Raw genomic sequence first — 24,705 nt, 5'->3', positions numbered from 1 at the left:
GAAGTCTATAGGGCTTAACGGCCTGTTTCAGGTTTACCGTTATTCATTATGGCCAGTTCATCCCAGATCGCGTCAATACGCGCGGTCACGGCAGGATCTTTTTTGATCGGGCGACCCCATTCACGGTCGGTTTCGCCAGGCCATTTATTTGTGGCATCCAGTCCCATTTTTGAGCCAAGACCGGAAACCGGCGAGGCAAAGTCCAGGTAATCTATCGGCGTGTTCTCGACTAACACCGTATCACGCGCCGGGTCCATTCGCGTGGTAATCGCCCAAATGACGTCATTCCAGTCGCGAGCGTTAACGTCATCATCGCAGACAATAACAAATTTGGTATACATAAACTGGCGCAGGAAAGACCAGACGCCCATCATTACGCGTTTCGCATGACCGGGATACTGCTTCTTCATCGTCACTACCGCCAGGCGATACGAGCACCCTTCAGGGGGCAGGTAAAAATCAACGATTTCCGGGAACTGCTTTTGCAGGATCGGCACAAACACTTCATTCAGCGCCACCCCCAGTACTGCGGGTTCATCCGGTGGACGACCGGTGTAGGTAGAGTGATAAATCGCATCTTCACGCTGCGTAATGTGCGTAACGGTAAACACCGGGAAGTTATCCACTTCGTTGTAATAACCGGTGTGGTCGCCGTAAGGGCCTTCCGGTGCCAGTTCGCCCTGCTCAAGGTAACCTTCCAGCACAATTTCCGCACTGGCCGGAACTTCGAGATCGTTCGAAATACACTTCACAACTTCGGTTTTTGTCCCGCGCAGCAGGCCGGCAAACGCATATTCAGAGAGCGTATCCGGCACGGGTGTGACGGCTCCCAGAATAGTGGCCGGGTCAGCGCCTAAGGCGACAGAGACCGGGAAACGTTCACCCGGATGCGCAGCGCACCACTCCTGGAAATCCAGCGCGCCGCCGCGATGCGACAGCCAGCGCATGATGAGCTTATTCTTACCAATCAACTGCTGGCGGTAAATACCCAGATTTTGCCGTTCTTTATGCGGACCGCGCGTGACGGTCAAACCCCAGGTGATCAGCGGCGCAGCATCTTCAGGCCAGCACTGCATAATGGGAATTTTGGTCAAATCAACCGCATCGCCTTCCAGCACTTTTTGCTGGCACGGCGCTCCGCGCAGGCGTTTGGTTGGCATGTTCAGCACCTGCTTAAACTGCGGCAGCTTGTCGAACAGATCGCGGAAGCCTTTCGGTGGCTCTGGCTCTTTCAGAAATGCCAGCAGCTTACCCACTTCACGCAACGCGGTAACGTCTTCCTGCCCCATCCCCAATGCGACACGACGCGGTGTACCAAACAGGTTGCACAGCACCGGCATGGAGTAACCTTTCGGATTTTCAAAGAGTAACGCGGGGCCACCGGCACGCAGGGTGCGGTCAGCAATTTCTGTCATTTCCAGATAAGGATCAACAGGAAGTGTAATGCGTTTGAGTTCGCCCTGCTTTTCCAGCAGCGTCAGGAAGTCGCGGAGATCGTGGTATTTCATGCAGTTAGTCATGGCCTCTCTGTAAGCGCTTCATTATACGGCGTAAGCCTGCTTGATGCTGTAATTTTGTTAAATTAGCGTGAACTTATGCGTTCTGTTCCAGGTTGACCCATTATAATCAACTTAGCGATCCCTCCAGGGTTTTGATATGCTTGCGCCCCGAACTAAGGGAAAGAGTGATTATGCAGGCCTGGTATTTACTGTATTGCAAACGCGGGCAACTTCAGCGCGCGCAGGAACATCTTGAACGTCAGTCTGTAAATTGTCTGACACCCGTGATCACGCTTGAAAAAATGCAGCGCGGGAAGCGCACAACCGTCAGTGAGCCGTTATTCCCGAACTACCTGTTCGTGGAGTTCGACCCTGAGGTGATCCACACCACCACCATCAGCGCAACGCGCGGCGTCAGCCACTTCGTTCGTTTTGGCGCCCACCCGGCCACCGTTCCGTCGACGGTCATTCATCAGCTTTCGGTGTATCAACAGCCCGAAGGGATCACCGACCCGGAAACCCCTTACGCGGGTGATAACGTCGTCATTACGGAAGGTGCATTCGAAGGCCTGCAGGCAATTTTCGCCGAGCCGGACGGTGAAGCACGCTCCATGTTGTTGCTCAACCTGCTGAACAAGCAGGTGTTGCAGAGCGTCAAAAATACCGACTTCCGTAAAGTTTAAAAACTGATCCTGAAGAGATGGCGCACGTTGTCATCCGTCTGCGCAGAAAGCCAGTGCGGATCGTCTCCACGCCATCGCGCCACGCACTCAACAATGTGCCCCAGGTATGCAGGCTCATTTCGCCGCGATGACGGTTTGGGCGTCATATCTCTCGGCAGCAGATAAGGCGCATCGGTCTCAATAAGCAAACGGTCGGCCGGAATCAACGGTAACAGCTCGCGTAGCTCAAGCCCGCGGCGCTCATCACAAACCCAGCCGGTAATGCCGAGAAATAGCCCGCGCGCCAGGCACTCCTGCGCCTCCTGCCTTGAACCGGTGAAGCAGTGCAGCACCGCGCCAGGGAGTTTATCCAGCCAGGGATCCAGAAGCGCGAGAAAACGTTCGTGCGCGTCGCGGCAATGCATAAAGACGGGCATTTCAAGCTCTGCCGCCAGAGCAAGCTGGGCAGTGAATGCCTTTTCCTGTTCGTCAGGCGTGGAGAAGTTGCGGTTAAAATCGAGCCCACACTCACCAATGGCCACCACCTCAGCGGTTTTCGCCAGCCTGTAAAGGATTTGTGCGCTCTCCTCGGTCCACTGGCTACTGTCATGAGGGTGGATGCCTGCGGTTGACCAGCAGTGTTGATAACGTTGCGCCAGAAGCTGCGCCTGCTCGCTCTCATGAAGGTTAGTTCCGGTCAGCAGGAGTCCTTTAACGCCGGCGTCAAAAGCACGCGCAACAACGTCATCGCGATCTTTTGCAAACTGCGAGCTGGTCAGGTTGAGTCCGATATCAAACATGCGAATCCCCATATAACAACCGCCCTGACGGGCGGCTGGTTTTACTCTTCAGTGGTCTTTTCAGACGCATCGTCTTCATCGTCCGATCGGCGTCCTTTACCCACGTAGAAACGCGAGAAGAATACGCCAACCTCAAAGAGGCAATACATCGGTATGGCCAGTAACGTCTGCGAGAAAACATCCGGCGGCGTGAGCAGCATGCCGACCACAAATGCACCTACCAGGATATACGGACGCTTTTTACGCAGGTCTTCAGGGGTGGTTACCCCAACCCAGCAAAGCAGCACAATGGCGACCGGCACTTCAAATGCCACGCCAAACGCCATAAACAGCGCCATGACGAAGCTGAGATAGCTGGCGATATCTGTCGACACCTGCACCCCTTCCGGCGCGGTATGCGTCAGGAAGCCAAAGGCCAGCGGGAAGACAACGAAGTAGGCAAACGCCATACCGATATAGAACAGCAACGAGCTGGAGACCAGCAGCGGGATCACCAGTTTACGTTCGTGTTTATACAGCGCTGGCGCCACAAACGCCCATACCTGATAAAGGATGACGGGTGCAGACGCAATCAACGACACCCAAAAGGTGAGCTTAATAGGGGTAAAGAACGGTGAGGCAACATCTGTTGCAATCATCGTTGCCCCCAGCGGCATCTGCTTAATCAGCGGTGCAGAGACCACCTGATAGATATCGTTGGCGAAATAGACCAGGCACAGGAATATCACCAGAACCGCAATAATGCAGTTTAACAGGCGCTTACGCAGCTCAATAAGGTGCGTAATAAGCGGTTGAGTATCATCTACTGCCATGGTTACGCTTTATCACTCGACGAGGGGGATGATTCGGAAACAGGCGCGACGGGTTTCGCTTCCGCCACTTTTATCGTGGGGTCTTTCGGCTGCGCCTGTTTTTTCACTTCGGTTTCCTGCGGCGTCTGTTCTGGCGCGGCGGCCTGGTGCTCAGCACTCGCTGGCGTCACGCCCTCACGTTGCGCTTCGCTGTCCTTCACCACCGGGTTATGAATGGTGTTCGCTTCATCGCTCGCTTTTTCAGGATCGTTAACGCTGTAAGAGCGCTTCATGGATTCCGCCGCTTCGCGCAGTTCATCCATTGAGGCTTTCAGTTCCGGCGTCAGGTTATCCATGCTCGCCTTCTCGACCTTTTTCAGGCTTTCCTGAAACTCCTGGAGCTTAAGTTCCTGTGCCAGCTCATTCTGAACGGTCGATGCCAGCGATCTCAGCGCACGCACCCAGCCCACAACGGTTTTCACCGCCACGGGCAGACGCTGCGGGCCCAGCACGATCAGGCCAATCACAAAGACCAGCAGCAGCTCACTAAAACCAATGTCGAACACGACTTACACCTGCTCTTTATCGTGGCTTTTGGCGTCTTCTTTTTTGGCTTCTTCTTGCTTATCGGAGATGGATTTCGCAGTAAAATCAGCATCCTGGCTGGCTTTATCCTGCTTGTTCTCATCATCGCTCATTGCTTTCTTGAAGCCTTTGATAGACGCGCCCAGATCGGAACCGATAGAACCGAGCTTTTTAGTGCCAAACAGCAGCACGACGATGACGGCAATAATGACTAATTGCCAGATACTGATACCACCCATACAAATTCCTCAGGAATAGATGATTAATTGGTCAAGTCGCATTATACGTATGCGACCCGTCGATGGCGACGCAAACTCAGCGCGTTTTTCTCCATCCGGCTAGCCAGACAACAACCCCGCCAGCCATCAGCCAGGCGGGCATCATCTGCCAGTCCGGACGATTGATTAGCAGCAACGTACCGCTCAACAGCAGCGTTGCACCAATCCCAAAGAGATAGCGTGATTGTCCCTGGCGCACGCGACTGGACTGAAGCTCGCGGGCGATTTTATCCATGCTGTGCTGAAGGTTCTTGCTCTGACGCAAACTGTCGTAAACCAGTTCAGGAATTTCGGGCATTTTTTCAATCCAGAACGGGCCTTTCTCTTTCAATGAGCGCACCAGCGCTGGAAAACCTACCTGATCCTTAATCCAGGATTCCAGGAACGGTTTAGCCGTCTTCCACAAGTCTAACTGAGGATAGAGTTGGCGACCTACACCCTCAACGTAAAGTAATGTTTTCTGAAGTAAAACTAATTGCGGCTGAACTTCCATATTAAAGCGGCGAGCCGTATTAAACAGGTTTAACAGCACGTGCCCGAAGGAGATTTCTGCCAGCGGCTTTTCAAAAATCGGCTCGCAGACGGTACGAATAGCAAACTCAAACTCTTCGACGTTGGTGTCCGGCGGAACCCAGCCGGAGTCAACGTGCAGCTCAGCCACCTTACGGTAGTCACGGTTGAAGAACGCGATAAAGTTCTCGGCCAGATAACGCTTATCTTCTTTATTCAGCGACCCCACAATCCCGCAGTCGATACCGATATACTTCGGATCCTCAGGATGCTCGTAGCTCACAAAAATATTGCCCGGGTGCATATCCGCATGGAAAAAGCTGTCGCGGAACACCTGAGTAAAGAAGACCTGAACGCCACGTTCGGCCAGCAGCTTCATGTTCGTTCCCTGCTTCTCCAGCGCCGCCACATCCGAAACCGGAATACCGTAGATGCGCTCCATGACCATCATGTTCTGACTGCAGTAGTCTGAATAGACCTCAGGCACATAAAGCATCGGGCTGTTTTCAAAATTACGACGCAGCTGAATGGCGTTTGCCGACTCGCGCAGCAGGTTAAGCTCATCAATCAGCGTTTTTTCGTATTCCCGCACCACTTCCATCGGACGCAGACGACGGCCATCAGGTAACAAACGTGGCACCCAGCGCGCCAGACGATAAATCAGCTTCATGTCAGCTTTGATGACCGGCAGGATATCCGGGCGGATCACCTTGATCACCACCTCTTTGCCGTTCTCTTTCAGACGCGCGGTATGCACCTGAGCAATAGACGCCGACGCCAGCGGGGCTATTTCGAAATCGTCAAACCAGGTTTCAACGGGAAGATTACCCATTGCCTCTTCGATCTGTTTCTTCGCCCTCACCCCGTCAAACGGGGCGACACGGTCCTGCAGCATTGCCAGTTCATCGGCAATATGAGGCGGGAAGAGATCGCGGCGGGTTGAGAGCATCTGTCCGAACTTAATCCATACCGGGCCAAGCTCCTGCAGCGCCAGACGCAGACGTTCACCCAGCGGCTGACCTTTATGACGATTAGGCATCCAGAACAACATCCGCCGCCAGATTCTAAGCGGCAGCGTGATACGCATTTTGGGGATAAGCTCATCGAGCCCGTAACTCAAAAAGGTGTGGACGATAAAATAGAGGCGCCGAATTTCACCAGGCGTCATTTGCCCTCCAGTTTTTCCAGCCGTTTGGTTAATGCATCAACCGCACGTTCAACAGCAGCGGTTTCTTCCGCAAACCATGCCACTTCCAGCGGACCGGGGGCCATGCGCCACTCTTCAGTCAGGACTTCTGCGGCATAGCGCTGCTGCCGTTGCAGATTTTTGCGCAAGAACGCCGTGCCGCCATGAATAGCTTTCCCGATCCCTTCAGCGGCGATGTCACCAATAAAAGGCGCGAGCAGTTCTGCCGGGTCAAACTCCGCCAGATCGCTGAGCGCAACGAAGTTTTGTACGACCTGGATGTCGCCCTCCACTTCCAGCTCACCGCTGCGGATAAGCGCCGTCAGTTGCTGGCGATCGCGCAGTTTTGGCAGCACGCTCATATGGGTAATGACCGAGCAATCCGCCTCGCCTTCCCACTCACCCAGAACATCGAGCTGGCGTTCACTGAAGACCAGCACGAGCGGCGTTGAGAACTCTTTTAATACAATGCGCAGGACCTTCCCGTTAAGTCGCTGACGTGCAGCTTTTAGCGCCGGCGCGCGATACAGGAAGGCATTGAGCACATTCTCGATGCCTGCGGTGACTAAGGGTTTAAAGGGCACGGGACACCTCCACTCAGAATTTGTAACCGCGATGCAGCGCAACGACACCCGCCGTCATGTTGAAGTATTCAACGTTCTCAAATTCCGCATCCTGCATCATGGCTTTTAGGGTGTCCTGATCCGGGTGCATGCGAATGGACTCCGCCAGATAGCGGTAGCTCTCCGCGTCGTTCGCCACCAGTTCACCGATACGCGGCAGCACGTGGAAGGAATAGGCGTCGTAGGCTTTGCTCAGCGGCTCAATGATCGGTTTAGAGAACTCGAGCACCAGCAGACGTCCACCCGGCTTCAGTACACGGTACATGGAGCGCAGCGCTTTTTCTTTGTCGGTGACGTTACGCAGGCCGAAGGAGATCGTGATGCAGTCAAAGGTATTATCCGGGAATGGCAGCGCTTCGGCGTTTGCCTGCACGTATTCCACATTGCCCACCACGCCGATGTTACGCAACTTTTCGCGTCCCATTTTCAGCATGGAGTCATTGATATCGGCCAGAACAACGCGGCCAGTTTCACCCACCAGACGGGAAAACTTCGCCGTCAGATCGCCTGTTCCACCGGCTAAATCCAGCACGGTTTGTCCACGGCGCACACCGCTGCAGTCAATGGTGAAGCGTTTCCACAAGCGATGAATGCCGAACGACATCAAGTCATTCATCACATCGTACTTCGCCGCCACGGAATGAAATACGTGGGCCACCATGTCAGCTTTCTGCGCTTTGGCGACAGTCTGAAAGCCAAAGTGCGTCGTGTCTTGTGAATCGTCAACCATCTCAGAGCCTGCTAATCAGTCAAATGTTCGTGAAGTGTAACAGATTGGGCGCGTTTGCCCTACGATTCAACCGCCGTGATAGAAACGTGTCGGCGGCTCGTCAGACGATAAATCCGTCGTTAACTCGTTGTCTTCGCTGGGGGTCTTTTGCTCATCTGCGCCTTCACGCAGACGGAACTCTTCGTCTTGCGCCGTGGCCTGCTCCACCAGTTCCGGATTAATCTCGCGTTTGACCTCCACCCCCAAGCCGCGGAATGCTTCAGCCTGAGCAAGCAGGTTGCCCCGCCCGGAGGCGAGTTTTTTCATCGCCTGACGGTAGTTATCCTGCGCACGGTCCAGGCTTTGCCCGACCGAGGACATATCGTCCACGAAGAGGCGCATTTTGTCATACAGCTTGCTGGCACGCTCGGCAATCTTCTGTGCATTGCGGCTCTGGTGCTCATAGCGCCACAGGTTAGCAATGGTACGTAATGCCACCAGCAGGGTGGTGGGGCTCACCAGCATAATATTATTTTTGAGCGCTTCGGTGATCAGTTCGGGCTGTCTGTCGAGGGCCAGCAGGAACGCCGGTTCGACCGGAATAAACATCAGCACATAGTCCAGCGAGCGCAGCCCCGGAAGCTGCTGATAATCTTTTCTGCCCAGCAGTCGGATATGGTTACGCACGGAGGCAATATGCTCCTGCAGCGCCGACTCGCGCGTGTAGTCGTCTTCCGCATTAAAGTAACGCTCATACGCCACCAGCGTCATTTTGGCGTCGATCACCACATCTTTCCCCTGCGGCAGACGCACAATGACGTCTGGCTGCATCCGCGAGCGGGCATCGTTTTCGATACTTACCTGCGTTTCGTATTCATACCCCTCGCGCAGGCCAGAGGCCTCCAGCACGCGGGTGAGCACCACTTCTCCCCAGTTACCCTGGGTTTTGTTATCCCCTTTTAGCGCCCGAGTGAGGTTGACCGCCTCCTGCGCCATTTGCGCATTCAACTGCTGAAGATTACGAATCTCGTGCGCCAGCGTGTGCCGCTCGCGGGCTTCCTGTCCAAAGCTGTCCTGCACCTGACGGCGAAAACCGTCCAGCTGTTCACGCAGCGGCGTCAGCAGGCTGTTCAGACTCTGGCGATTCTGTTCGTCAACGCGGCGGTTGCTGTGTTCGAAAATGCGGTTGGCGAGATTCTCAAACTGCTCGCTGAGGCGCTGCTCGCTGTTAATCATCTGACGGATTTTGTCTTCCGCATGCAGCTGCGTGGATTCGAGGCGGGTAGTCACTTCGCGGAGATCGGCCTCCAGCGACGTGTTGATATCACGCAGGTTGCGCAGTTCGTTATTGAGCAGCTCGCACTCGTCGCGCCAGTGGTCACTTAGCGCAAGCTGTTGCTTTACCGCGCTGAGCTCGGCGACGATCTCTTCGCGCTCCGCCAGCTGATCGGCCTTCTGCTGCGCATGCTGGTAGCTGGAAATCAGCCAGCCTATCGCAACGCCCGCCAGCGCAATCACCGCATAAATCAGGATTGAGATATCCACAATGCCCCCTGCATCAACGTATTACCCGCACAAAATAGAATTGTGCTGTATAAACGTCCAGTTTGAAAGGGTTTTCCTGCGAGGCGCTACGCAAAAAATAAAGGCCGAACGCGTCGGCCTTTGATTTGAGAAGAGAGGGCTAGATCAGGCGACGAGCCGCTTCCACCACAATTTTCACCGCATGACTTTCGGTCTGCTTCATGGTTTCGGCGTTCGGGATCTCCTGCTGAGTACGGTTGACGATAACGCCCGCCACCATACCGGCACGCAGACCCTGGCTTGCACACATGGTCAGCAGCGTCGCGGATTCCATTTCGTAGTTCATTACGCCCATGGACTGCCACTCTTCCATTGAGCCTTTGAAACGGCTCACAACGCGGCCAGAGAAGGTGTCGTAGCGCTCCTGGCCCGGGTAGAAGGTGTCGGAAGAGGCGGTTACGCCAACGTGGGTGGTCGCGCCCACGGACTTCGCGGCTTCAACCAGCGCCGTGGTGCATTCGAAGTCAGCCACTGCCGGGAATTCCATAGGCGCAAAGTGCAGGCTTGCCCCGTCCAGACGAACGGATGCCGTCGTCACCAGTACGTCGCCCACGTTGATGTGCGGCTGAATCGCGCCGGTCGTGCCGATACGCAGGAAAGTACGAATGCCCAGCTGCGCCAGCTCTTCAACAGCAATAGAGGTAGACGGACCGCCGATACCGGTGGAGCACACAATCACCGCTTTGCCATCCAGCTCTGCACGCCAGGTGGTGAATTCACGATGGGCAGCCAGTTTGACCGGCTTATCCATCAGCGCGGCGATCTTTTCCACACGCTCAGGGTCGCCAGGGACGATAGCGAGCGTAGCCCCTTGTAAATCATTTTTAGTGAGGCCGAGATGAAAAACATCAGACTTAGACATAGGTGACTCCTCTGTGGGTCGGTTAGTCAGAAGAAGTAAAACGGTACTTTACAGAAGCAGTAAGCATAATTTCGTGATGCATCTCACCATGAATGAAAATGATTGCAGTGAATTTCCAACAAAAAGTGATTCACATCACATTAACAAGTTATATCGTCAGGTGCTGCACAAAAGATAGACCGTTTAAGGCACTGTGAGTTGTTAACCTGGTGTCTATATTTACCTTTGCGCTAACTCATTGGTACGGAGAATGCCATGACTGAAAAAACCGGTTTTGCACCTGCTGCGGCACCGCTTGCTTCAACCATCGTTTCAACCTCAGAAGAGGCCATTACGGCGGGAGAGACCTCCATTCCCTCTCAGGGGGAGAATATGCCTGCCTGGCACGCACGACCAAAATCGGCAGACGGTCCGCTGCCCATCGTGATTGTGGTTCAGGAGATTTTTGGGGTTCACGAACATATTCGAGACCTCTGCCGTCGCCTGGCACTTGAAGGATATCTGGCCGTTGCGCCAGAACTCTACTTCCGTCAGGGCGATCCGAACGACTATAGCGATATTCCAACGCTGTTCAGCAATCTGGTCAGCAAAGTCCCGGACGCGCAGGTGCTGGCCGATCTCGACCACGTTGCCAGCTGGGCGGCGCGTAACGGCGGCGACCCGCACCGTCTGATGGTCACCGGCTTCTGCTGGGGCGGACGCATTAGCTGGCTGTATGCCGCACACAATCCGCAGCTCAAAGCGGCTGTCGCCTGGTATGGCAAACTGGTGGGCGAGAAAACGCTGAATTCGCCAAAACATCCGGTGGACATCGCCACTGAGCTCAATGCCCCGGTGCTGGGTCTGTATGGCGGCCAGGACACCGGTATTTCGCTTGATTCGGTAGAAACCATGCGCCATGCGCTACGGGCAGCCAATGCCAATGCGGAGATTGTGGTGTATCCGGATGCCGGACATGCGTTTAACGCAGATTACCGTCCGAGTTATCACGCGGAATCGGCGAAAGATGGCTGGCAGAGAATGCTGGCGTGGTTTAGCCAGTACGGCGGGAAGAAATAAACACTTCGCAGCCCCGGCGAAAGTCGGGGCTGCGTCAGGGCTTACTCCAGGCCCAGATGTTTCCACAGCTCGTCCATCGGCAGCGTGGCCAGGGCGATACGCTCATCCGCCGCACCATACCAGATATGCAACGTGTCATTACGCACCAGCGCCCCGCAGGTAAAGACGACGTTACCGAAAAAGCCTTCACGCTCATAGGGCGCGCTCGGCTCCAGCAGCGGTACGGAAGATTTGGCGATGAGGGTGAGCGGATCCTCAAGATCCAGAAGCAGAGCGCCCAGGCAATAACGCTGGCTAGCGTCAACGCCGTGATAAATCTCCAGCCAGCCGCGCGCGGTCTTGATCAGCGGCGCGCCGCCACCCGACTTCAGCGCATCCCATTCGTCTCCCGAGCGTCCCAGCAGATGCCGGTGGTTTCCCCAGTGCAGCATATCGGGCGATTCGCAGATCCAGATTTCCGGGTGGCCGAAATGGCTGGGCGCGGGCCGGGTAAGCGCCCGGAAGGATCCGCCAACCTTCTCCGGGAAGAAACAGACGTCGCGGTTATCAGGGCAGAAAATCAGCCCTTTCTTGTCGAAGGAGATAAAATCAACGGTGGTCGCCAGCGCGGTGGAGATACCCAGCGATGACACGGCGGAGTAATTGATGTACCAGACATCGTCAATCAGGGTGATACGCGCATCTTCACAGCCAAATTCCTCATAGCGGCTGTCGGCGGTAATAAACGGCTGTTGATCGATGGTGAAATTTACACCGTCCTGGCTTCGCGCCAGGCGCAGGTGGGACATTGACGTCAGCCAGACCTGAGCCGGGTCGCTTTTCAGCACAATGGTACGCGGGTCGCTAAAATCATAGCGCGGGTCGTTGCGTTCGAACGTTTTTGTTGCCGCCTGCCAGCCGCCGGACTGCTGCACCAGAAGCGGAACGACGATCTTCTGTGGGTCATCATTTATCACGCTCTCGGCAACCCGAAGCAGCAGGATAATCTCCCCATGATACTCCGTTACCCCGGCGTTAAAGACGCACTCCACTTTCCGTCCTGGCAGAGAAGGCACCACGCCGCTCGGGGTGATCAACGGATTCTTACCGTGTCTGTTCATATACACTCCTTTTTATCAGAATTTGATTTTTATCCAGCTGCTGCGCGTTTTGGCCGTACAGGACATCCGCTTCAATGGCCCACAATGGGTTTTGTACCGGCTGGCCAAAATTCACGGCCACCCAGACCTGTTCCTGCGCCGTTGTTCGGGTAAACCAGACGCACGCCTTATGGCGCTTCAGTAGGCTGCACTCCCCATGCTGTAGCGCCCCGATGGCGGCCCGAAGCGCAATGAAGGTCTGGTACTGACGCCACAACGAGCCGGGCGTCGATATCTGATGTTCGGCATTGAGCAAGGGATAGTCCTGGCTGACGGGCATCCACGGCGTGGAGGTGGAAAAGCCCGCAAACGGTGCGTCGCACCAGAGGAAGGGGGCACGGGACCCATCCCGTGAATGTTCAATGGCCTGCGCCAGCGCGTCGGCGGCACTGCACCCCTGCCGCATGGCCGTGTCGTAGAAGGTTTTTCCCTGAATATCAAAAATCTGCCCGACCGTCTGAGGCACATAGTCGGGCATCCCCAACTCGTCACCCTGAAAAATAAACGGTACGCCGCGCACGGTCAGCTGTAGCGCCAGAACGGCCAACGCCCGGGCGGCGTCATGCGGGCCTTCACCAAAGCGGCTAATCATGCGCGGCATATCGTGGCTGGAAAAGAATAGCGTCGGCAGGCCAGACTGCAGCGTCAGCGTGGCGTTAATCTCGTCGCACAGGCGTGCCGCATCGAAGGTTTTCTGGCTGCCAATATTGAAGTTAAAGACCACGTCCATCAGCGACGGGGCCTGATAACGGGCCAGGGTCTCCCTCTCCTCGCTGCCGATTTCGCCGATCAGGAAAACATCCCCTTGCTGCCTGGCATGTTGGCATACGCGCTGCAGCGTGCCGATGAGCCCCGGCTGGTTCACGTCATGCTCATGCTGCTGTACTCCCGCTTTCTCCGGATTGTCAGGCCCGATGCCGCGCGTGCTGAGGAAATTAATCACGTCGAAGCGGAAGCCATCCACGCCCTGAGCCTGCCAGAAATCAATGACCTGAAGCATTTCCTGCTCTACCGCGGGGTTCGCCCAGTTAAGATCGACCTGCTCAGGCGCGAATTTATGGTAGTAAAACTCGCCGGTGTCCGGCTCCGGGCTCCAGGCGCTGCCGGAAAAAAATGACTCCCAGTTGTTAGGGTGCGCGCTGAAAAGAAAATAGTCCCGATAGCGGCTTGCGGGATTATTCCAGGCATCCTGAAACCACGGATGCAGCGAAGAGACATGATTAAGCACCAGATCGATAATGACCCGGATCCCCTTTTCATGGCAGCGATGAACGACGTCGCGAAAATCGGTCAGCGTGCCGAATCGTGGGTCGACGGCGCAGTAATCACTAATGTCATACCCGTTATCCACCAGAGGAGAGGGGTAAAACGGCGTGATCCAGATGGCACCGATGCCTAACGCGCTCAGGTAATCCACTTTTGAGAGCAGGCCGGGGAAATCACCCAGCCCGTCACCGTTACCATCGCAAAACGACGGCAGATAAATTTGGTAACAGGTACAGGCCTGCCACCAGGGTTGTTTGTTCACCGTACATTCCTTATTTCAGTGATAACGACATGCCCTGCAGGAAATATTTCCGGAACAGGATAAACAACACGATGACCGGCAGCATTTGCACCACGGCTCCCGCCATCACTGGCCCCAGATAAACGCCGTAGGATTTACTGAAGGTGGCCAGCAGCACCGAAAACGGCATTTTGTCGGCATCGCGCATGACAATCAGCGGCCAGAGGAAGTTGTCCCACGAGCTTGAGAAGGTAAATAGCGCCACGATCGCCAGAATGGACTTGTTCAGCGGCATCATGACGTGCCGCAGAATGGCCCACAGGCTGGCATGATCCAGACGCGCGGCGTACAGGTAATCGTTGGGCGTACCCTTGAAGCTCTGAGACACCATAAAGATCCCCCAGGCACTCATTGCATAAGGCAGGATCATGGCGCTGTAACGGTTGATCAGCCCGAGCTCACGCATCAGCACAAACTGTGGAATGATGAACATGAAAACCGGGAAAACCATCTGCACAATCAACAGATTACGGAAAGCGTTTTTGCCCCAGAATTCCGTTTTTGCCAGCGCATACCCCACCAGCATGGAGGTGACGGTCACGCTCGCGGTCACGGTGACAGAGACGAAAAGCGAGTTAAACAGCGTGCGCAGAAACGGCTTATCGGCCCGGTTGCTGTTATCGAAAAGGAAAGTGTAATTTTCGAGCGTCAGCGTGCCCGAAAAGAGATCCGTGGTATAAATCTGTGCTGTAGGCTTCAGGGATGACACGACCATCCAGACAAACGGATAGAGCCAGCTTAACGCCAGAATAAACATCAGCGCATGAATTAGCAGGCTCAGGGGCGTGAGTTTTTTCATTCATACAATCTCAATGTGTTTTTCGAATAACCGACGAAATAGCCAGATCATCAGGAAACTGCAGGCAGCGACGATAATCGACATGGCAGCAGCCCAGGTAGGTTTCATATTTTGAAACGCGGCTTCGTACATGACCACCATGGGACTGGTAGTACTGTTTAGTGGCCCCCCACCGGTAATTAAATAGGGCTCTGTAAAAATACTGAATGCCACCGTAATAGCCAGCACCATCACCATCACAATTTGCGGATTCATCATCGGCAGCGTTATTGCCCAACCTTTCTGAAAACGCCCGGTTTTATCGAGAATAGCCGCACTATAAATATCCGATGGAATAGCCTGCATGCCGGAATAGAGAATTAATCCGTAATAACCGACAAATTTCCAGGTCACGATAAGCGCAATGGATAGCATGGCGCAGTCAGGGTTGGTAAACCACGGCACGGAAATCCCAAACCACGCAGACAATAAGCGGTTAACCGGGCCATACTCATTAAAAAGACGGGAAAAGACAATTGAGTACGCCACCCCTGACGAGATATTTGCCAGTAAAAAGCTTAAGGCGATAAACCCCCGGCCATAGTTAATCCTGCGTAATCCGGCAGCAAAAAGCAGCGCGGTAATAAACACGATCGGGACATACCACATTAAAAAGCGGCAAATGTTCCACATGGATGTCCAGAATAATGCATCGTGCAGTACGCCAATAATATTCTGCAAACCGGTAAATTGCGGTGCGCCGATAAACTGCCAGCGGGTCACGCTCAGCACCACCAGCCAGGCAAGGGGGTAGAACCAGAATAGCAGCGAATAGCCAATCCAGGTGGAGGCCAGCAGGCCTCCGGTTCGGGATTCATATCCAGCCATCATGCCCCCTACTGGCCCGTGAGGGCGCTGATTTCCTGCTGAGATTGTTTCAGCGCGTCGGCAGGCGTACTGGTTTTGAATATCACGCGCTCAAGCATCTGCGTCATGCTGCGCTGTATTTCTGTCGTCTGGTTTGTTGCTGCAGGAGGAAGCGCGACGTCCACCCACGAGGCGATCTGTTTCTCTAGCGGATTTTGTTTGAAGTAACTGACAAAGATCGGATTACTCATTAAATCCGCGCGGGCGGGCGGCATCCCTGTCAACTCAAGCCACAGCCGGTCATGTTCAGGGTTACTGAAGACCCACTGCATAAACTGCCAGGCCTGCGCCTTTCGCTTACTGGAACTGAAGATCACCAGACCTTTGCTGTCGCCGAACGTATAGGGGTGTTCAATGCCCGTCTCGGTCAGCATCGGACCGATCTGAATCGTTTTTAATATGTCCGGATACTGCTTGCGATAGCGGGCTAAATCCCACGGTCCGCGCGCTGAGGCGATAACCTGCCCCGTTGCGAGCGGATCCTCGGCAGAGGTGAAGTCGTAGCTGCTCCACTTATTGTTAAAAACGTTGCCCATGAAGGTCAGCACGGCCTCGCCAGCAGGCGTGGTCAGCGCAGGTTTTTTGTCGACCAGATACGGCTTGCCGTGGCTCTGGGCGTAGAACAGCGGAATGAAGTCGAACCAGCGTTCCCACCAGTTTTTACCTGCCGTAAGCTGTATCACATAGCCGTGATTATCCGCCGCCCGACGCTTCGCCAGCGCGTAAAGTTCATCGTAGCTAACCGGTACCCGATCAAAACCGTATTGCTTCAGTAAATCACCGCGCCACCACCAGACAATTGGGTTGATATATACCGGCAGTACCGTTTGTTTGCCGTTTAATTCCCAGGCTGACAGCAGAGAAGCCATTTGCCGTTTCTGAATCGTTTCCTGAAAACCCGGCATTCTGGAGAGATCTTCTATCTGCCCGACATCAACAAGCTGGCTGGCAAAACCAATAAATATATTGGTTGAAATATCCGGTTCAGTCCCTGATGCCAGCGCGTTCATTATCGCTTCTTCTGAACTGTTTGCGGCAGGAATAGCGGTAAATTCGACGGGCATATGGGCAGGGTCTTTATTCCATTCCGCCACTATTTTACTCCAGAAAGCTTCTTCATTGACGGTGGGTGTGACCCACATTTTGATTGTTTCACGCGCCCCGGATTGTGTCTCTTTTTTATCATCAGGCCCGCAACCGGTAAGAAAAAAGAGGAATATTACCGATGCTATTAATTTTGCTGCTTCTGCAACTCTCACGTTATATCTCCCTGATGTCGATAAGTGTTAATAGCTCACTGCTGCACTCTGTGAATGGTGCGTAAGCTAACACCCCTTTTTTATGTTTAACGTTAAACAAATCACAAAACTATTTATTTTTAACGATAAACTCAGCCGCTATTATTTATTTAATTACGCCTCATAAATAATTTACGTGAATATAAAATGCCTAATTCATTTAGCAAAAGAAAGAATAAAAACGTGACGATTAAATCGCTGGCAGCGGAGATGGGTATTTCACATACCACGGTATCTAACGCGTGGAATAATCCCGAAAAGCTGTCTGCTGAATTACGTGAAAAGATACTTGGGTACGCCCGTCAGGTTGGATTTCAGGGGCCGGATAAACTCGCCCGGGCTTTACGCACCGGAAAATCCGGGGCCATAGGCGTCATTTTTAACGATGCCATGAGCTATGTTTTTATCGATCCGCATGACGTCAGCCTGATGCGCGGCGTCGCGACCCGCTGCGAAGACCGTAATATTAATCTGGTGCTGATACCGCTTCAAAAAGGGCCTTCATCGCTCACTACCCTGGTGGACGGGTATATTCTCAACGCCACGCATAACAGCGCCGCCATTATTCAACAAACCCTGGCCCGCAATCTGCCTGTGGTGACGCTCGATTTTCAGCTTCCGCAGTTCAGCAGCGTGTCGGTGGATAACACACGCGCCATGCGTGATATCACCCACTACCTGATACAAAAGGGTCATCGCCATTTCGGCATTATTGCCTTCCCGTCTCACCCGAACGCGCGCGGGATGCGGCCTCTGACGCACCGCGTGACGGGGGATAACCAACTCATGCTGACCCGCGTGAATGCCTGCCGCGACGCGTTTCAAGAGCACGGTATTAGGCTCAGTGACTGCTGGCTGTGTGAAACCCATCACGATGAGCCACACGGCGAACGGGCAGCGGAAGCATTGCTGACGGCACACCCTGAGATCACGGCGCTGATCTGCTTATCCGATCGTTTTGCCATCGGCGCGGTGAATTATTGCCAGCGACAGCATCTTGCTATACCTGGCCGGGTCGCCATTACCGGATTCGACAATACCGCCCGGCAGTATAACGGGCCTGGACTTACCACCATCGCGCAGGATGCCGAACGTAAAGGTGAAATCGCGGTTGATCTGCTTCTGAACAATAGCCCCGTCACCCACGTTGCGCTGGAACACCGGCTTATCGAGCGTGATACGGCATGAGATTACCCTGCTTAAGATAAGAGTGAACTATGGATGAACTAACGTGTTTTAAAACCTATGACATTCGTGGCGAAGTTGACGTCAATCTCACCCCTGACATTGCGCGTCGCATCGGAAGGGCGTACGCCGTCTGGCTGCATCCCCGGCGCGTGGTAGTAGGCGCTGATGTCCGCCTCAGCTCGGGGGCGCTAAAAACGGCCCTGATCGACGGGCTTACCGCAGGCGGCGTCGATGTTATCGACCTGGGCATGACCGGTACGGAAGAGGTCTATTTCGCCACCCGGGAATTGCGGGCAGACGGAGGGATCCAGGTGACGGCGAGCCACAATCCCGCCCATTACAACGGCTTTAAGCTGGTTGGCCTTGAGGCGCGCCCGATCAGTAATGACAACGGTCTGCTGGAGATCAAAGCGCTGGCAGAACAGAACCGCTTTCCACCCTGCGTGCGTCGTGGGGGCATTTTTCCCTTCGACAATCGCCCGGCCTGGGTGAACGCTCTGCTGCGATTCATCACTACGTCCCCAACGCGAACGTTACGCCTGGTGGTCAACGCCGGGCACGGCACCGCAGGTCCGGCGCTAGATGCGCTTGATGAGGGCTTAAAGCGTGCCGGTGTACCGGTCGAGTTTATCCGTATTCACCACCAGCCAGATGGCCGCTTTCCCGCTGGCGTACCTAACCCGATGCTGCCTGAAAACCGGCAAAGCACCCGACTGGCCGTCATCGAACATCACGCCGATGCTGGCATCGCCTGGGATGGCGATTTCGATCGTTGCTTTTTCTTCGACGAGCGCGGGGATTACGTTGAGAACTATTATCTCGTGGGGCTGTTTGCCGAACATTTTCTGCGACGCTATCCCGGCAGCCGCATCATTCTTGATCCCCGCTTAATCTGGAACACGCTCGACACGGTCGCCCGTTGCGGCGGTAGCGCAATCGTGAGTAAAACCGGGCATGCCTTCCTGAAAGCCCGGATGCGAAGGGAAAATGCCATTTACGGCGGCGAGATGAGTGGCCATCACTATTTTCGCGATTTTGGCTACTGCGATAGCGGCATGATCCCGCTGATCCTGATGCTCCAGATCCTGGGCGCAGACGCGCAGCCGCTCTCTCATCTTATGCGTCACGCACAGGCCCGCTATCCGGTGTCTGGTGAAATCAACCTGACGGTCAACGAGCCCGCCGCACTCCTCAATGACGTCGCCGCGCACTATGCCCCGGTCGCATGCGAACGCGACAACTGCGACGGCCTGAGCCTGTCCTTCACAGACTGGCGTTTTAACCTCCGCGCCTCAAACACCGAGCCGCTGGTTCGCCTTAATGTTGAAGCGCGGGGAGATACCGCTCTGCTTGTCCATAAAACTCATGAAGTGCTGATGCTGATTTCTGCCCTGCAAGGGGCTCAGGAGACATTATGACCGCCCTTTCATTACGACATATTCATAAAAAGTACGATAAAAACGTCATCGTGGCGGATCTGTCACTGGAGATAGCATCAGGAGAATTTATCGTTCTTGTGGGCCCCTCCGGGTGCGGGAAATCGACGCTGCTGCGCATGATCGCGGGATTAGAGGCGCCAGACAGTGGCATGCTGATGATGGGCAATGAGGATGTCACCCACCTGGCGGCGGGCAAGCGGAGCTTGTCGATGGTTTTCCAGTCCTATGCACTTTATCCGCATATGACCGTACGGGAGAACCTCGCCTTTGGCTTACGCAATATCCGCACCCCGGAGGCCGACATTGCGCAGCGCATCACCCATGCCGCCAACATGCTCAGGCTGGACGAGCTGCTCGACAGGCTTCCGCAACACCTCTCCGGCGGCCAGCGCCAGCGCGTGGCGATAGGTCGTTCTATTGTCCAGCAGCCCGCGCTGTTCCTGTTTGACGAACCCCTTTCCAACCTTGACGCCGCTCTGCGGGTTGAAATGCGCCAGGAGATCCAGCAACTCCATAATACCCTGAAAAACACCATGATTTACGTCACGCACGATCAGGTCGAGGCGATGACGCTGGCCGACCGTATCGTGGTGATGTGTAAAGGCAATATTGAGCAAACGGGTACGCCGCTTGAACTGTACAACACCCCGGCGAACCGCTTCGTGGCCGAATTCATCGGTACGCCAAAAATCAATATGTTACCCGCCGTCTGGCAGCAGGGGGCATTGCATATCGACCCTGATACCGTCTTCCCGCTTTCGCGTCAGCCCGCAGACATTCAGGAGGGGGAATCGGTATTTGTCGCGATCCGCCCTGAACACCTGGGTTATCAGCAGCCGGGGGATTTTAGCCTGAGCGGGAAAACGCGGTTATGCGAACTGCAGGGAGATTCAACCCTGGTGTGGCTGGACGTGGCAGGGCATGCCGTGTGCCTGAAATCCTTCCAGCAACTGAGTCTGCCTGCGCAGCAACGTATCACGCTGACCGTGCAGGAGGCTCATCTGCATCTCTTTGACGCGGCAGGCAAGCGGATTGCAATGACGGAAAATGCCGCCTGAGAAGAGTATCAGGCGGCGGGAAATGCGCAGACTTACCCCTGACGCAAATTCTGCGCTGCCTTCACCATGTTGGCGAGCGCTGCGCGGGTTTCCGGCCAGCCGCGGGTTTTCAGGCCGCAGTCCGGGTTCACCCACAGGCGCTCTGCCGGAATACGCTGAGCGGCTTTTTTCAGCAGGGCTTCAATCCACTCCACGCTCGGCACGTTCGGGGAGTGAATGTCGTACACCCCCGGTCCGATTTCGTTTGGATAGTCGAACTCTTCAAACGACTCGAGCAGCTCCATATCTGAACGCGAGGTCTCGATGGTGATCACGTCGGCATCCAGCGCGGCAATGGAATCCATAATGTCGTTAAATTCGCAGTAACACATATGGGTGTGGATCTGCGTGTCGTCCTTCGCCACCGCCGCATTGATGCGGAAGGCTTCCACGCCCCACTTCAGATAGTCATCCCAGTCGCTGCGGCGCAGCGGCAAACCTTCTCGTAACGCCGGTTCGTCAATCTGGATGATGCCAATGCCAGCGGCTTCCAGATCCGCCACCTCATCACGCAGCGCCAGCGCGATTTGCTTCGCAATGGTTTCACGGGTCACGTCTTCACGCGGGAACGACCAGCACAGAATGGTCACCGGCCCGGTCAGCATGCCTTTTACCGGCTTGTCGGTCAGAGACTGAGCATACTTCGCCCACGCCACCGTGATCGCTTCCGGGCGGCTGACGTCACCGATCACCACCGGTGGCTTCACGCAGCGGGAACCGTAGCTCTGCACCCAGCCATTCTGGGTAAACACGAAGCCGTCCAGGTGTTCACCGAAGTATTCCACCATGTCGTTACGCTCGGCTTCACCGTGCACCAGCACGTCCAGACCTAAACGCTCCTGCTCGATGATCGCCTGCCTGATGTGTTCAGCAATGCCGGTACGGTAGTGATTCGCATCCAGATTGCCCTTTTTGAAGTCGAGACGCAGGCCGCGGATCTCGGTCGTTTGTGGGAATGAACCGATCGTCGTGGTTGGCCATGCGGGCAGGTTGAAGCGGGCGCGCTGGGCTTCGGCACGGACTTCATACGGACTCTGGCGCTGGCTGTCCTGAGCGGTGATGGCCGCCAGACGTTTTTCCACTGTCGGATTATGCACGCGTGCCGAATGACGGCGCGCCTGAATCGGGGCGCTCCATTCGGTAATCGCCGCCGTGTCACCGCTGTTCAGCGCGTCGCGCAGCAGCGCCAGTTCTTCACATTTTTGCAGGGCGAAGGCAAACCAGCTTTTCACTTCCGGGTCGAGACGGGTCTCCACGCTCAGATCGATCGGGCTGTGCAGCAGTGAACATGATGAGGCCACCCACAGCTCACGTTTACCAACAATGTCTTTAATTTGAGCATATTTTTCGGTGAGATCGGCACGCCAGACGTTACGACCGTTTACCAGCCCCGCTGAGAGTAGCCAGTCTGCGGGCAGACGTTTGTGCAGGTCCTTCACGTCATCTTTGCCGTGAACCAGGTCAACATGCAGGCCCTGAACCGGCAGCGCGGCAATCGTGCTCAGGTTAGGCGTCACGCCCTCGAAATAGGTGGTCAGCAACAGCTTCACCTGCCCGGTAAGCGCGTCATACGCCGGTTTGAAGGCATCGAGCCAAACCTGGGGCAGCTCAAGCACCAAAGCAGGTTCGTCGATTTGCACCCACTGAATGCCGCGTTTACCCAGCTCAATCAGTACCTGTTTGTAGACGGGCAGAATGTCCTTCAGCAGGCTGAGGCGGTCAAACGGCTCGCCTTTGACTTTGCCCAGCCACAGGTAGGTTACCGGTCCGAGCAGCACCGGTTTCACCTGGTGGCCCAGCGCCAGCGCTTCGTCGACTTCGTCCAGAAGCTGTGTCCAGGTCAGTTTGAACTGCTGACCTTTTACGAACTCCGGCACCATATAGTGATAATTGGTGTTAAACCACTTGGTCATTTCCGCCGCTGCCGCGGGTTCACCCGTTGGCGCACGACCACGGCCGATGCGGAACAGGGTATCGATATCTACCGATCCATCTTTGTTCTGATGACGAGCCGGCACGTTGCCCAGCAGCAGGCTGGTCGTCAGAACATGGTCGTACCAGGCGAAATCACCCACCGGCAGCAGGTCAATGCCCGCCTGCTTTTGCTGATCCCAGTGACGGGCGCGCAGCTCGCGCCCCACGGTCAGCAGTTCTTCACGGGTAGCGTTCCCCGCCCAGTAGCTTTCTTGCGCTTTTTTCAGCTCGCGACGCAGGCCAACGCGAGGGAAACCGAGAGTGTGATTGCGGATTGTCATGTTATGCCCCTTGTGAATTTTGCTATTTAGACGTCCAGATGTTTACACATCTATAATTGGCAGGTACTGTATATTCCTCAAGCGCAAAATGTTCATGGCGAAGTGAAGGACTTTCATGATCGAGATAAAACACCTGAAAACGCTGCAAGCGTTGCGGAACTGCGGATCGCTCGCGGCGGCGGCAGCCACGCTGCACCAGACCCAGTCTGCCCTTTCTCACCAGTTCAGCGATCTGGAACAACGCCTCGGATTTCGTCTTTTTGTGCGTAAGAGCCAACCTCTGCGCTTTACGCCGCAGGGTGAAATTCTTCTTCAACTGGCGAATCAGGTCCTGCCGCAGATCGCCAGCGCGCTACAGTCCTGTAACGAGCCGCAGCAGACAAAACTGCGCATCGCCATTGAGTGCCACAGCTGTATTCAATGGCTGACCCCTGCGCTTGAGAACTTCCGCCAGAAGTGGCCGCAGGTGGAGATGGATTTTAAATCCGGTGTGACGTTCGACCCGCAACCCTCGCTGCAGCAGGGTGAGTTGGATCTGGTGATGACCTCCGACATTCTGCCGCGCAGCGGCCTGCACTATTCGCCGATGTTTGATTTTGAAGTGCGCCTGGTGCTGGCACCGGATCATCCGCTGGCGGCTAAAACGCGCATCACGCCGGAAGACCTGGCAACAGAAACGCTGCTGATTTATCCGGTTCAGCGCAGTCGCCTGGATATCTGGCGTCATTTCCTGCAGCCGGCAGGCATTAGCCCGCAGCTGAAAAGCGTGGATAACACCCTGCTGTTGATTCAGATGGTTGCCGCCAATATGGGCATCGCGGCGCTGCCGCACTGGGTGGTGGAGAGTTTTGAACGCCAGGGCCTGGTGGTGACCAAAACCCTGGGTGAAGGACTGTGGAGCCGTCTGTACGCTGCCGTGCGCGATGGCGAGCAGCGTCAGCCGGTGACAGAAGCGTTTATTCGCTCAGCGCGGAACCACGCGTGCGACCATCTTCCGTTTGTGCGGAGCGCGGAGCGACCCAGCGGCGATGGACCCACAGTGAAGCCAGGATCACCGCTCCCCCAATAAGGAAACTCGGCCAGTGCGGTTGCTGCTGCCAGATGGCGAGGTTGACCAGCAGCCCCGCCGGGACGTGCACGTTGTTCATTATCCCGAGCGTTCCGGCGTCGACCTGCGTCGCGCCGTAGTTCCACATGAAGTAACCCAGCCCTGACGCCACCACGCCCAGCCAGACCAGAACGCCCCACTGCACCGACGTGGTCGGCAGCTTTTGCGGGTTACCGAGCAGAAACCACGCCGACACCGCGACAATCGCCGCGCCCATATAGAACCACGCAAATGCATTGTGCTGCGGCATCGGACGGGTTTCCATCAGGCGTTTGTAACCCACCATGCCGATGGCGAAACTGATGTTGGCGAGCTGGACGAACATCAACCCGGTCCAGAAGTGATCGCTGACTTTGTCATAGCGAATAATCGCCGCGCCAATCACCGCCAGCGCCGCGCTCAGCAGGTATCCCCAGCGCAGACGACGCCTGCTGAGCAGGTCGTAAATCAACGTAATATAGAGCGGCGTCAACACGGTAAAGAGCAGGAATTCAGAGACGGACAAATAGACGTAAGCCCGGAAGCTGAACAGATACATGATGCCCAACTGCATCGCGCCCACCAGCATGTACAGCACAATCGTTTTCAGCGATTGACCACGCGTGCGCAGAAACGGCAGGAATACCAGCGCCGCCAGCCCCACGCGCATCAGCACCGAGAAGTAGCTGTCGACCGAACCGGCAAGGTACTCGCCAATCAGGCTAAAGGAGAAGGCCCACAGGATAGTGGTGATAATGAGTAGCGCCACAATGCTTGTCTCT

Annotated in this window: 23 protein-coding genes; 6 read left to right on the top strand and 17 right to left on the bottom strand. The window is 55.3% G+C overall.

Translation table 11 applies throughout. The features are described 5' to 3' along the window. Positions 1 to 14: 14 nt before the first annotated feature. On the bottom strand, positions 15 to 1,520 hold the full coding sequence (gene ubiD, locus O1723_RS01055) for a 4-hydroxy-3-polyprenylbenzoate decarboxylase (RefSeq protein ID WP_023331547.1): 1,506 nt from the start codon (positions 1,518 to 1,520) through the stop codon (positions 15 to 17). A gap of 170 nt (positions 1,521 to 1,690) precedes the next feature. Between ubiD and rfaH the strand changes: the two genes are divergently transcribed. Beyond that, positions 1,691 to 2,182 carry a transcription/translation regulatory transformer protein RfaH gene (gene rfaH, locus O1723_RS01050; RefSeq protein WP_014885616.1) on the top strand — a complete coding sequence of 164 codons (492 nt, stop codon included), beginning with the start codon at positions 1,691 to 1,693 and terminating at the stop codon, positions 2,180 to 2,182. Here rfaH and tatD read toward each other — a convergent pair. The 9 genes from tatD to udp form a co-directional block, all read right to left on the bottom strand. Then, positions 2,179 to 2,961, bottom strand: coding sequence for a 3'-5' ssDNA/RNA exonuclease TatD (gene tatD, locus O1723_RS01045; protein ID WP_014885617.1), 783 nt, complete (start codon positions 2,959 to 2,961; stop codon positions 2,179 to 2,181). The two genes, rfaH and tatD, sit on opposite strands and share 4 nt — an antisense overlap. Positions 2,962 to 3,002: 41 nt before the next feature. Then, positions 3,003 to 3,773 (bottom strand): Sec-independent protein translocase subunit TatC, encoded by a 771-nt coding sequence (gene tatC, locus O1723_RS01040; RefSeq protein WP_014885618.1) that lies wholly within the window; start codon positions 3,771 to 3,773, stop codon positions 3,003 to 3,005. 2 nt (positions 3,774 to 3,775) lie between these two features. Continuing rightward, positions 3,776 to 4,318, bottom strand: a complete 543-nt coding sequence (gene tatB / locus O1723_RS01035; RefSeq protein WP_014885619.1) for a Sec-independent protein translocase protein TatB — start codon at positions 4,316 to 4,318, stop codon at positions 3,776 to 3,778. Positions 4,319 to 4,321: 3 nt separating this feature from the next. Then, positions 4,322 to 4,576: a Sec-independent protein translocase subunit TatA gene (gene tatA / locus O1723_RS01030; RefSeq protein WP_014885620.1), complete on the bottom strand. Its 255-nt coding sequence runs from the start codon at positions 4,574 to 4,576 to the stop codon at positions 4,322 to 4,324. A 76-nt stretch (positions 4,577 to 4,652) separates the two neighbouring features. Continuing rightward, on the bottom strand, positions 4,653 to 6,293 hold the full coding sequence (ubiB, locus tag O1723_RS01025) for a ubiquinone biosynthesis regulatory protein kinase UbiB (protein ID WP_014885621.1): 1,641 nt from the start codon (positions 6,291 to 6,293) through the stop codon (positions 4,653 to 4,655). Beyond that, complete coding sequence (gene ubiJ / locus O1723_RS01020; RefSeq protein WP_014885622.1) at positions 6,290 to 6,895, bottom strand: ubiquinone biosynthesis protein UbiJ; 606 nt, start codon at positions 6,893 to 6,895, stop codon at positions 6,290 to 6,292. Before ubiJ ends, ubiB begins: the two co-directional genes overlap by 4 nt. Before the next feature lie 13 nt (positions 6,896 to 6,908). Next, entirely contained in the window at positions 6,909 to 7,664 is a 756-nt protein-coding gene (ubiE, locus tag O1723_RS01015; protein ID WP_014885623.1) for a bifunctional demethylmenaquinone methyltransferase/2-methoxy-6-polyprenyl-1,4-benzoquinol methylase UbiE, read from the bottom strand. Positions 7,665 to 7,730: 66 nt separating this feature from the next. After that, the gene (rmuC, locus tag O1723_RS01010) at positions 7,731 to 9,188 is read right to left on the bottom strand and encodes a DNA recombination protein RmuC (protein ID WP_014885624.1); all 1,458 of its coding nucleotides are present in this window, start codon (positions 9,186 to 9,188) and stop codon (positions 7,731 to 7,733) included. A gap of 139 nt (positions 9,189 to 9,327) precedes the next feature. After that, on the bottom strand, positions 9,328 to 10,089 hold the full coding sequence (gene udp, locus O1723_RS01005; protein WP_003860792.1) for a uridine phosphorylase: 762 nt from the start codon (positions 10,087 to 10,089) through the stop codon (positions 9,328 to 9,330). A 255-nt stretch (positions 10,090 to 10,344) separates the two neighbouring features. On the opposite strand from udp, the gene O1723_RS01000 reads away from it, so the two are divergent. Then, entirely contained in the window at positions 10,345 to 11,148 is an 804-nt protein-coding gene (locus tag O1723_RS01000) for a dienelactone hydrolase family protein (RefSeq protein WP_014885625.1), read from the top strand. Between the two features lie 41 nt (positions 11,149 to 11,189). Here the strand turns inward: O1723_RS01000 and O1723_RS00995 are convergent, their stop codons facing one another. The 5 genes from O1723_RS00995 to O1723_RS00975 are packed head-to-tail and all read right to left on the bottom strand — an operon-like array spanning position 11,190 to position 16,818. Beyond that, complete coding sequence (locus tag O1723_RS00995; RefSeq protein WP_248191373.1) at positions 11,190 to 12,248, bottom strand: glycoside hydrolase family 130 protein; 1,059 nt, start codon at positions 12,246 to 12,248, stop codon at positions 11,190 to 11,192. Then, positions 12,232 to 13,815 carry an alpha-amylase family glycosyl hydrolase gene (locus tag O1723_RS00990; RefSeq protein ID WP_014885627.1) on the bottom strand — a complete coding sequence of 528 codons (1,584 nt, stop codon included), beginning with the start codon at positions 13,813 to 13,815 and terminating at the stop codon, positions 12,232 to 12,234. Before O1723_RS00990 ends, O1723_RS00995 begins: the two co-directional genes overlap by 17 nt. A 10-nt stretch (positions 13,816 to 13,825) precedes the next feature. After that, positions 13,826 to 14,653 carry a carbohydrate ABC transporter permease gene (locus tag O1723_RS00985; protein WP_014885628.1) on the bottom strand — a complete coding sequence of 276 codons (828 nt, stop codon included), beginning with the start codon at positions 14,651 to 14,653 and terminating at the stop codon, positions 13,826 to 13,828. Then, positions 14,654 to 15,520 (bottom strand): carbohydrate ABC transporter permease, encoded by an 867-nt coding sequence (locus O1723_RS00980; protein ID WP_080297796.1) that lies wholly within the window; start codon positions 15,518 to 15,520, stop codon positions 14,654 to 14,656. Positions 15,521 to 15,528: 8 nt separating this feature from the next. Continuing rightward, on the bottom strand, positions 15,529 to 16,818 hold the full coding sequence (locus tag O1723_RS00975) for an ABC transporter substrate-binding protein (RefSeq protein WP_023337940.1): 1,290 nt from the start codon (positions 16,816 to 16,818) through the stop codon (positions 15,529 to 15,531). Between the two features lie 186 nt (positions 16,819 to 17,004). Between O1723_RS00975 and O1723_RS00970 the strand changes: the two genes are divergently transcribed. Genes O1723_RS00970 through O1723_RS00960 form a run of 3 tightly spaced genes read left to right on the top strand, consistent with a single transcriptional unit; the run spans position 17,005 to position 20,542 of the window. Continuing rightward, the gene (locus tag O1723_RS00970) at positions 17,005 to 18,045 is read left to right on the top strand and encodes a LacI family DNA-binding transcriptional regulator (protein ID WP_023337941.1); all 1,041 of its coding nucleotides are present in this window, start codon (positions 17,005 to 17,007) and stop codon (positions 18,043 to 18,045) included. Between the two features lie 29 nt (positions 18,046 to 18,074). After that, positions 18,075 to 19,463, top strand: coding sequence for a phosphohexomutase domain-containing protein (locus O1723_RS00965; protein WP_014885632.1), 1,389 nt, complete (start codon positions 18,075 to 18,077; stop codon positions 19,461 to 19,463). After that, positions 19,460 to 20,542, top strand: coding sequence for an ABC transporter ATP-binding protein (locus O1723_RS00960; protein ID WP_014885633.1), 1,083 nt, complete (start codon positions 19,460 to 19,462; stop codon positions 20,540 to 20,542). The genes O1723_RS00965 and O1723_RS00960 overlap by 4 nt, the downstream gene beginning before the upstream one ends. Before the next feature lie 32 nt (positions 20,543 to 20,574). Here the strand turns inward: O1723_RS00960 and metE are convergent, their stop codons facing one another. Beyond that, positions 20,575 to 22,836, bottom strand: a complete 2,262-nt coding sequence (metE, locus tag O1723_RS00955) for a 5-methyltetrahydropteroyltriglutamate--homocysteine S-methyltransferase (protein ID WP_014885634.1) — start codon at positions 22,834 to 22,836, stop codon at positions 20,575 to 20,577. Positions 22,837 to 22,951: 115 nt separating this feature from the next. Here metE and metR point away from each other — a divergent pair, with 115 nt between their 5' ends. Beyond that, complete coding sequence (metR, locus tag O1723_RS00950) at positions 22,952 to 23,905, top strand: HTH-type transcriptional regulator MetR (RefSeq protein ID WP_023331563.1); 954 nt, start codon at positions 22,952 to 22,954, stop codon at positions 23,903 to 23,905. Here metR and O1723_RS00945 read toward each other — a convergent pair. Next, a complete protein-coding gene (locus O1723_RS00945; protein ID WP_014885636.1) occupies positions 23,793 to 24,692 on the bottom strand; it encodes a carboxylate/amino acid/amine transporter in 900 nt (299 codons plus the stop codon). The genes metR and O1723_RS00945 overlap by 113 nt on opposite strands. Between the last annotated feature and the right edge of the window lie 13 nt (positions 24,693 to 24,705).

Source organism: Enterobacter cloacae complex sp. HYC080_NIDB (assembly GCF_056673325.1).
Note: the sequence above shows the minus strand (reverse complement) of the source record. Positions and strands in the feature narration are given on the sequence as shown.

Coding starts and splice junctions, on each gene's coding strand:
- ubiD (WP_023331547.1), bottom strand. CDS start 1,520: ATGACTAACTGCATGAAATACCACGATCTCCGCGACTTCCTGACGCTG.
- rfaH (WP_014885616.1), top strand. CDS start 1,691: ATGCAGGCCTGGTATTTACTGTATTGCAAACGCGGGCAACTTCAGCGC.
- tatD (WP_014885617.1), bottom strand. CDS start 2,961: ATGTTTGATATCGGACTCAACCTGACCAGCTCGCAGTTTGCAAAAGAT.
- tatC (WP_014885618.1), bottom strand. CDS start 3,773: ATGGCAGTAGATGATACTCAACCGCTTATTACGCACCTTATTGAGCTG.
- tatA (WP_014885620.1), bottom strand. CDS start 4,576: ATGGGTGGTATCAGTATCTGGCAATTAGTCATTATTGCCGTCATCGTC.
- ubiB (WP_014885621.1), bottom strand. CDS start 6,293: ATGACGCCTGGTGAAATTCGGCGCCTCTATTTTATCGTCCACACCTTT.
- ubiE (WP_014885623.1), bottom strand. CDS start 7,664: ATGGTTGACGATTCACAAGACACGACGCACTTTGGCTTTCAGACTGTC.
- udp (WP_003860792.1), bottom strand. CDS start 10,089: ATGTCTAAGTCTGATGTTTTTCATCTCGGCCTCACTAAAAATGATTTA.
- O1723_RS01000 (WP_014885625.1), top strand. CDS start 10,345: ATGACTGAAAAAACCGGTTTTGCACCTGCTGCGGCACCGCTTGCTTCA.
- O1723_RS00995 (WP_248191373.1), bottom strand. CDS start 12,248: ATGAACAGACACGGTAAGAATCCGTTGATCACCCCGAGCGGCGTGGTG.
- O1723_RS00985 (WP_014885628.1), bottom strand. CDS start 14,653: ATGAAAAAACTCACGCCCCTGAGCCTGCTAATTCATGCGCTGATGTTT.
- O1723_RS00980 (WP_080297796.1), bottom strand. CDS start 15,520: ATGGCTGGATATGAATCCCGAACCGGAGGCCTGCTGGCCTCCACCTGG.
- O1723_RS00970 (WP_023337941.1), top strand. CDS start 17,005: ATGCCTAATTCATTTAGCAAAAGAAAGAATAAAAACGTGACGATTAAA.
- O1723_RS00965 (WP_014885632.1), top strand. CDS start 18,075: ATGGATGAACTAACGTGTTTTAAAACCTATGACATTCGTGGCGAAGTT.
- O1723_RS00960 (WP_014885633.1), top strand. CDS start 19,460: ATGACCGCCCTTTCATTACGACATATTCATAAAAAGTACGATAAAAAC.
- metE (WP_014885634.1), bottom strand. CDS start 22,836: ATGACAATCCGCAATCACACTCTCGGTTTCCCTCGCGTTGGCCTGCGT.
- metR (WP_023331563.1), top strand. CDS start 22,952: ATGATCGAGATAAAACACCTGAAAACGCTGCAAGCGTTGCGGAACTGC.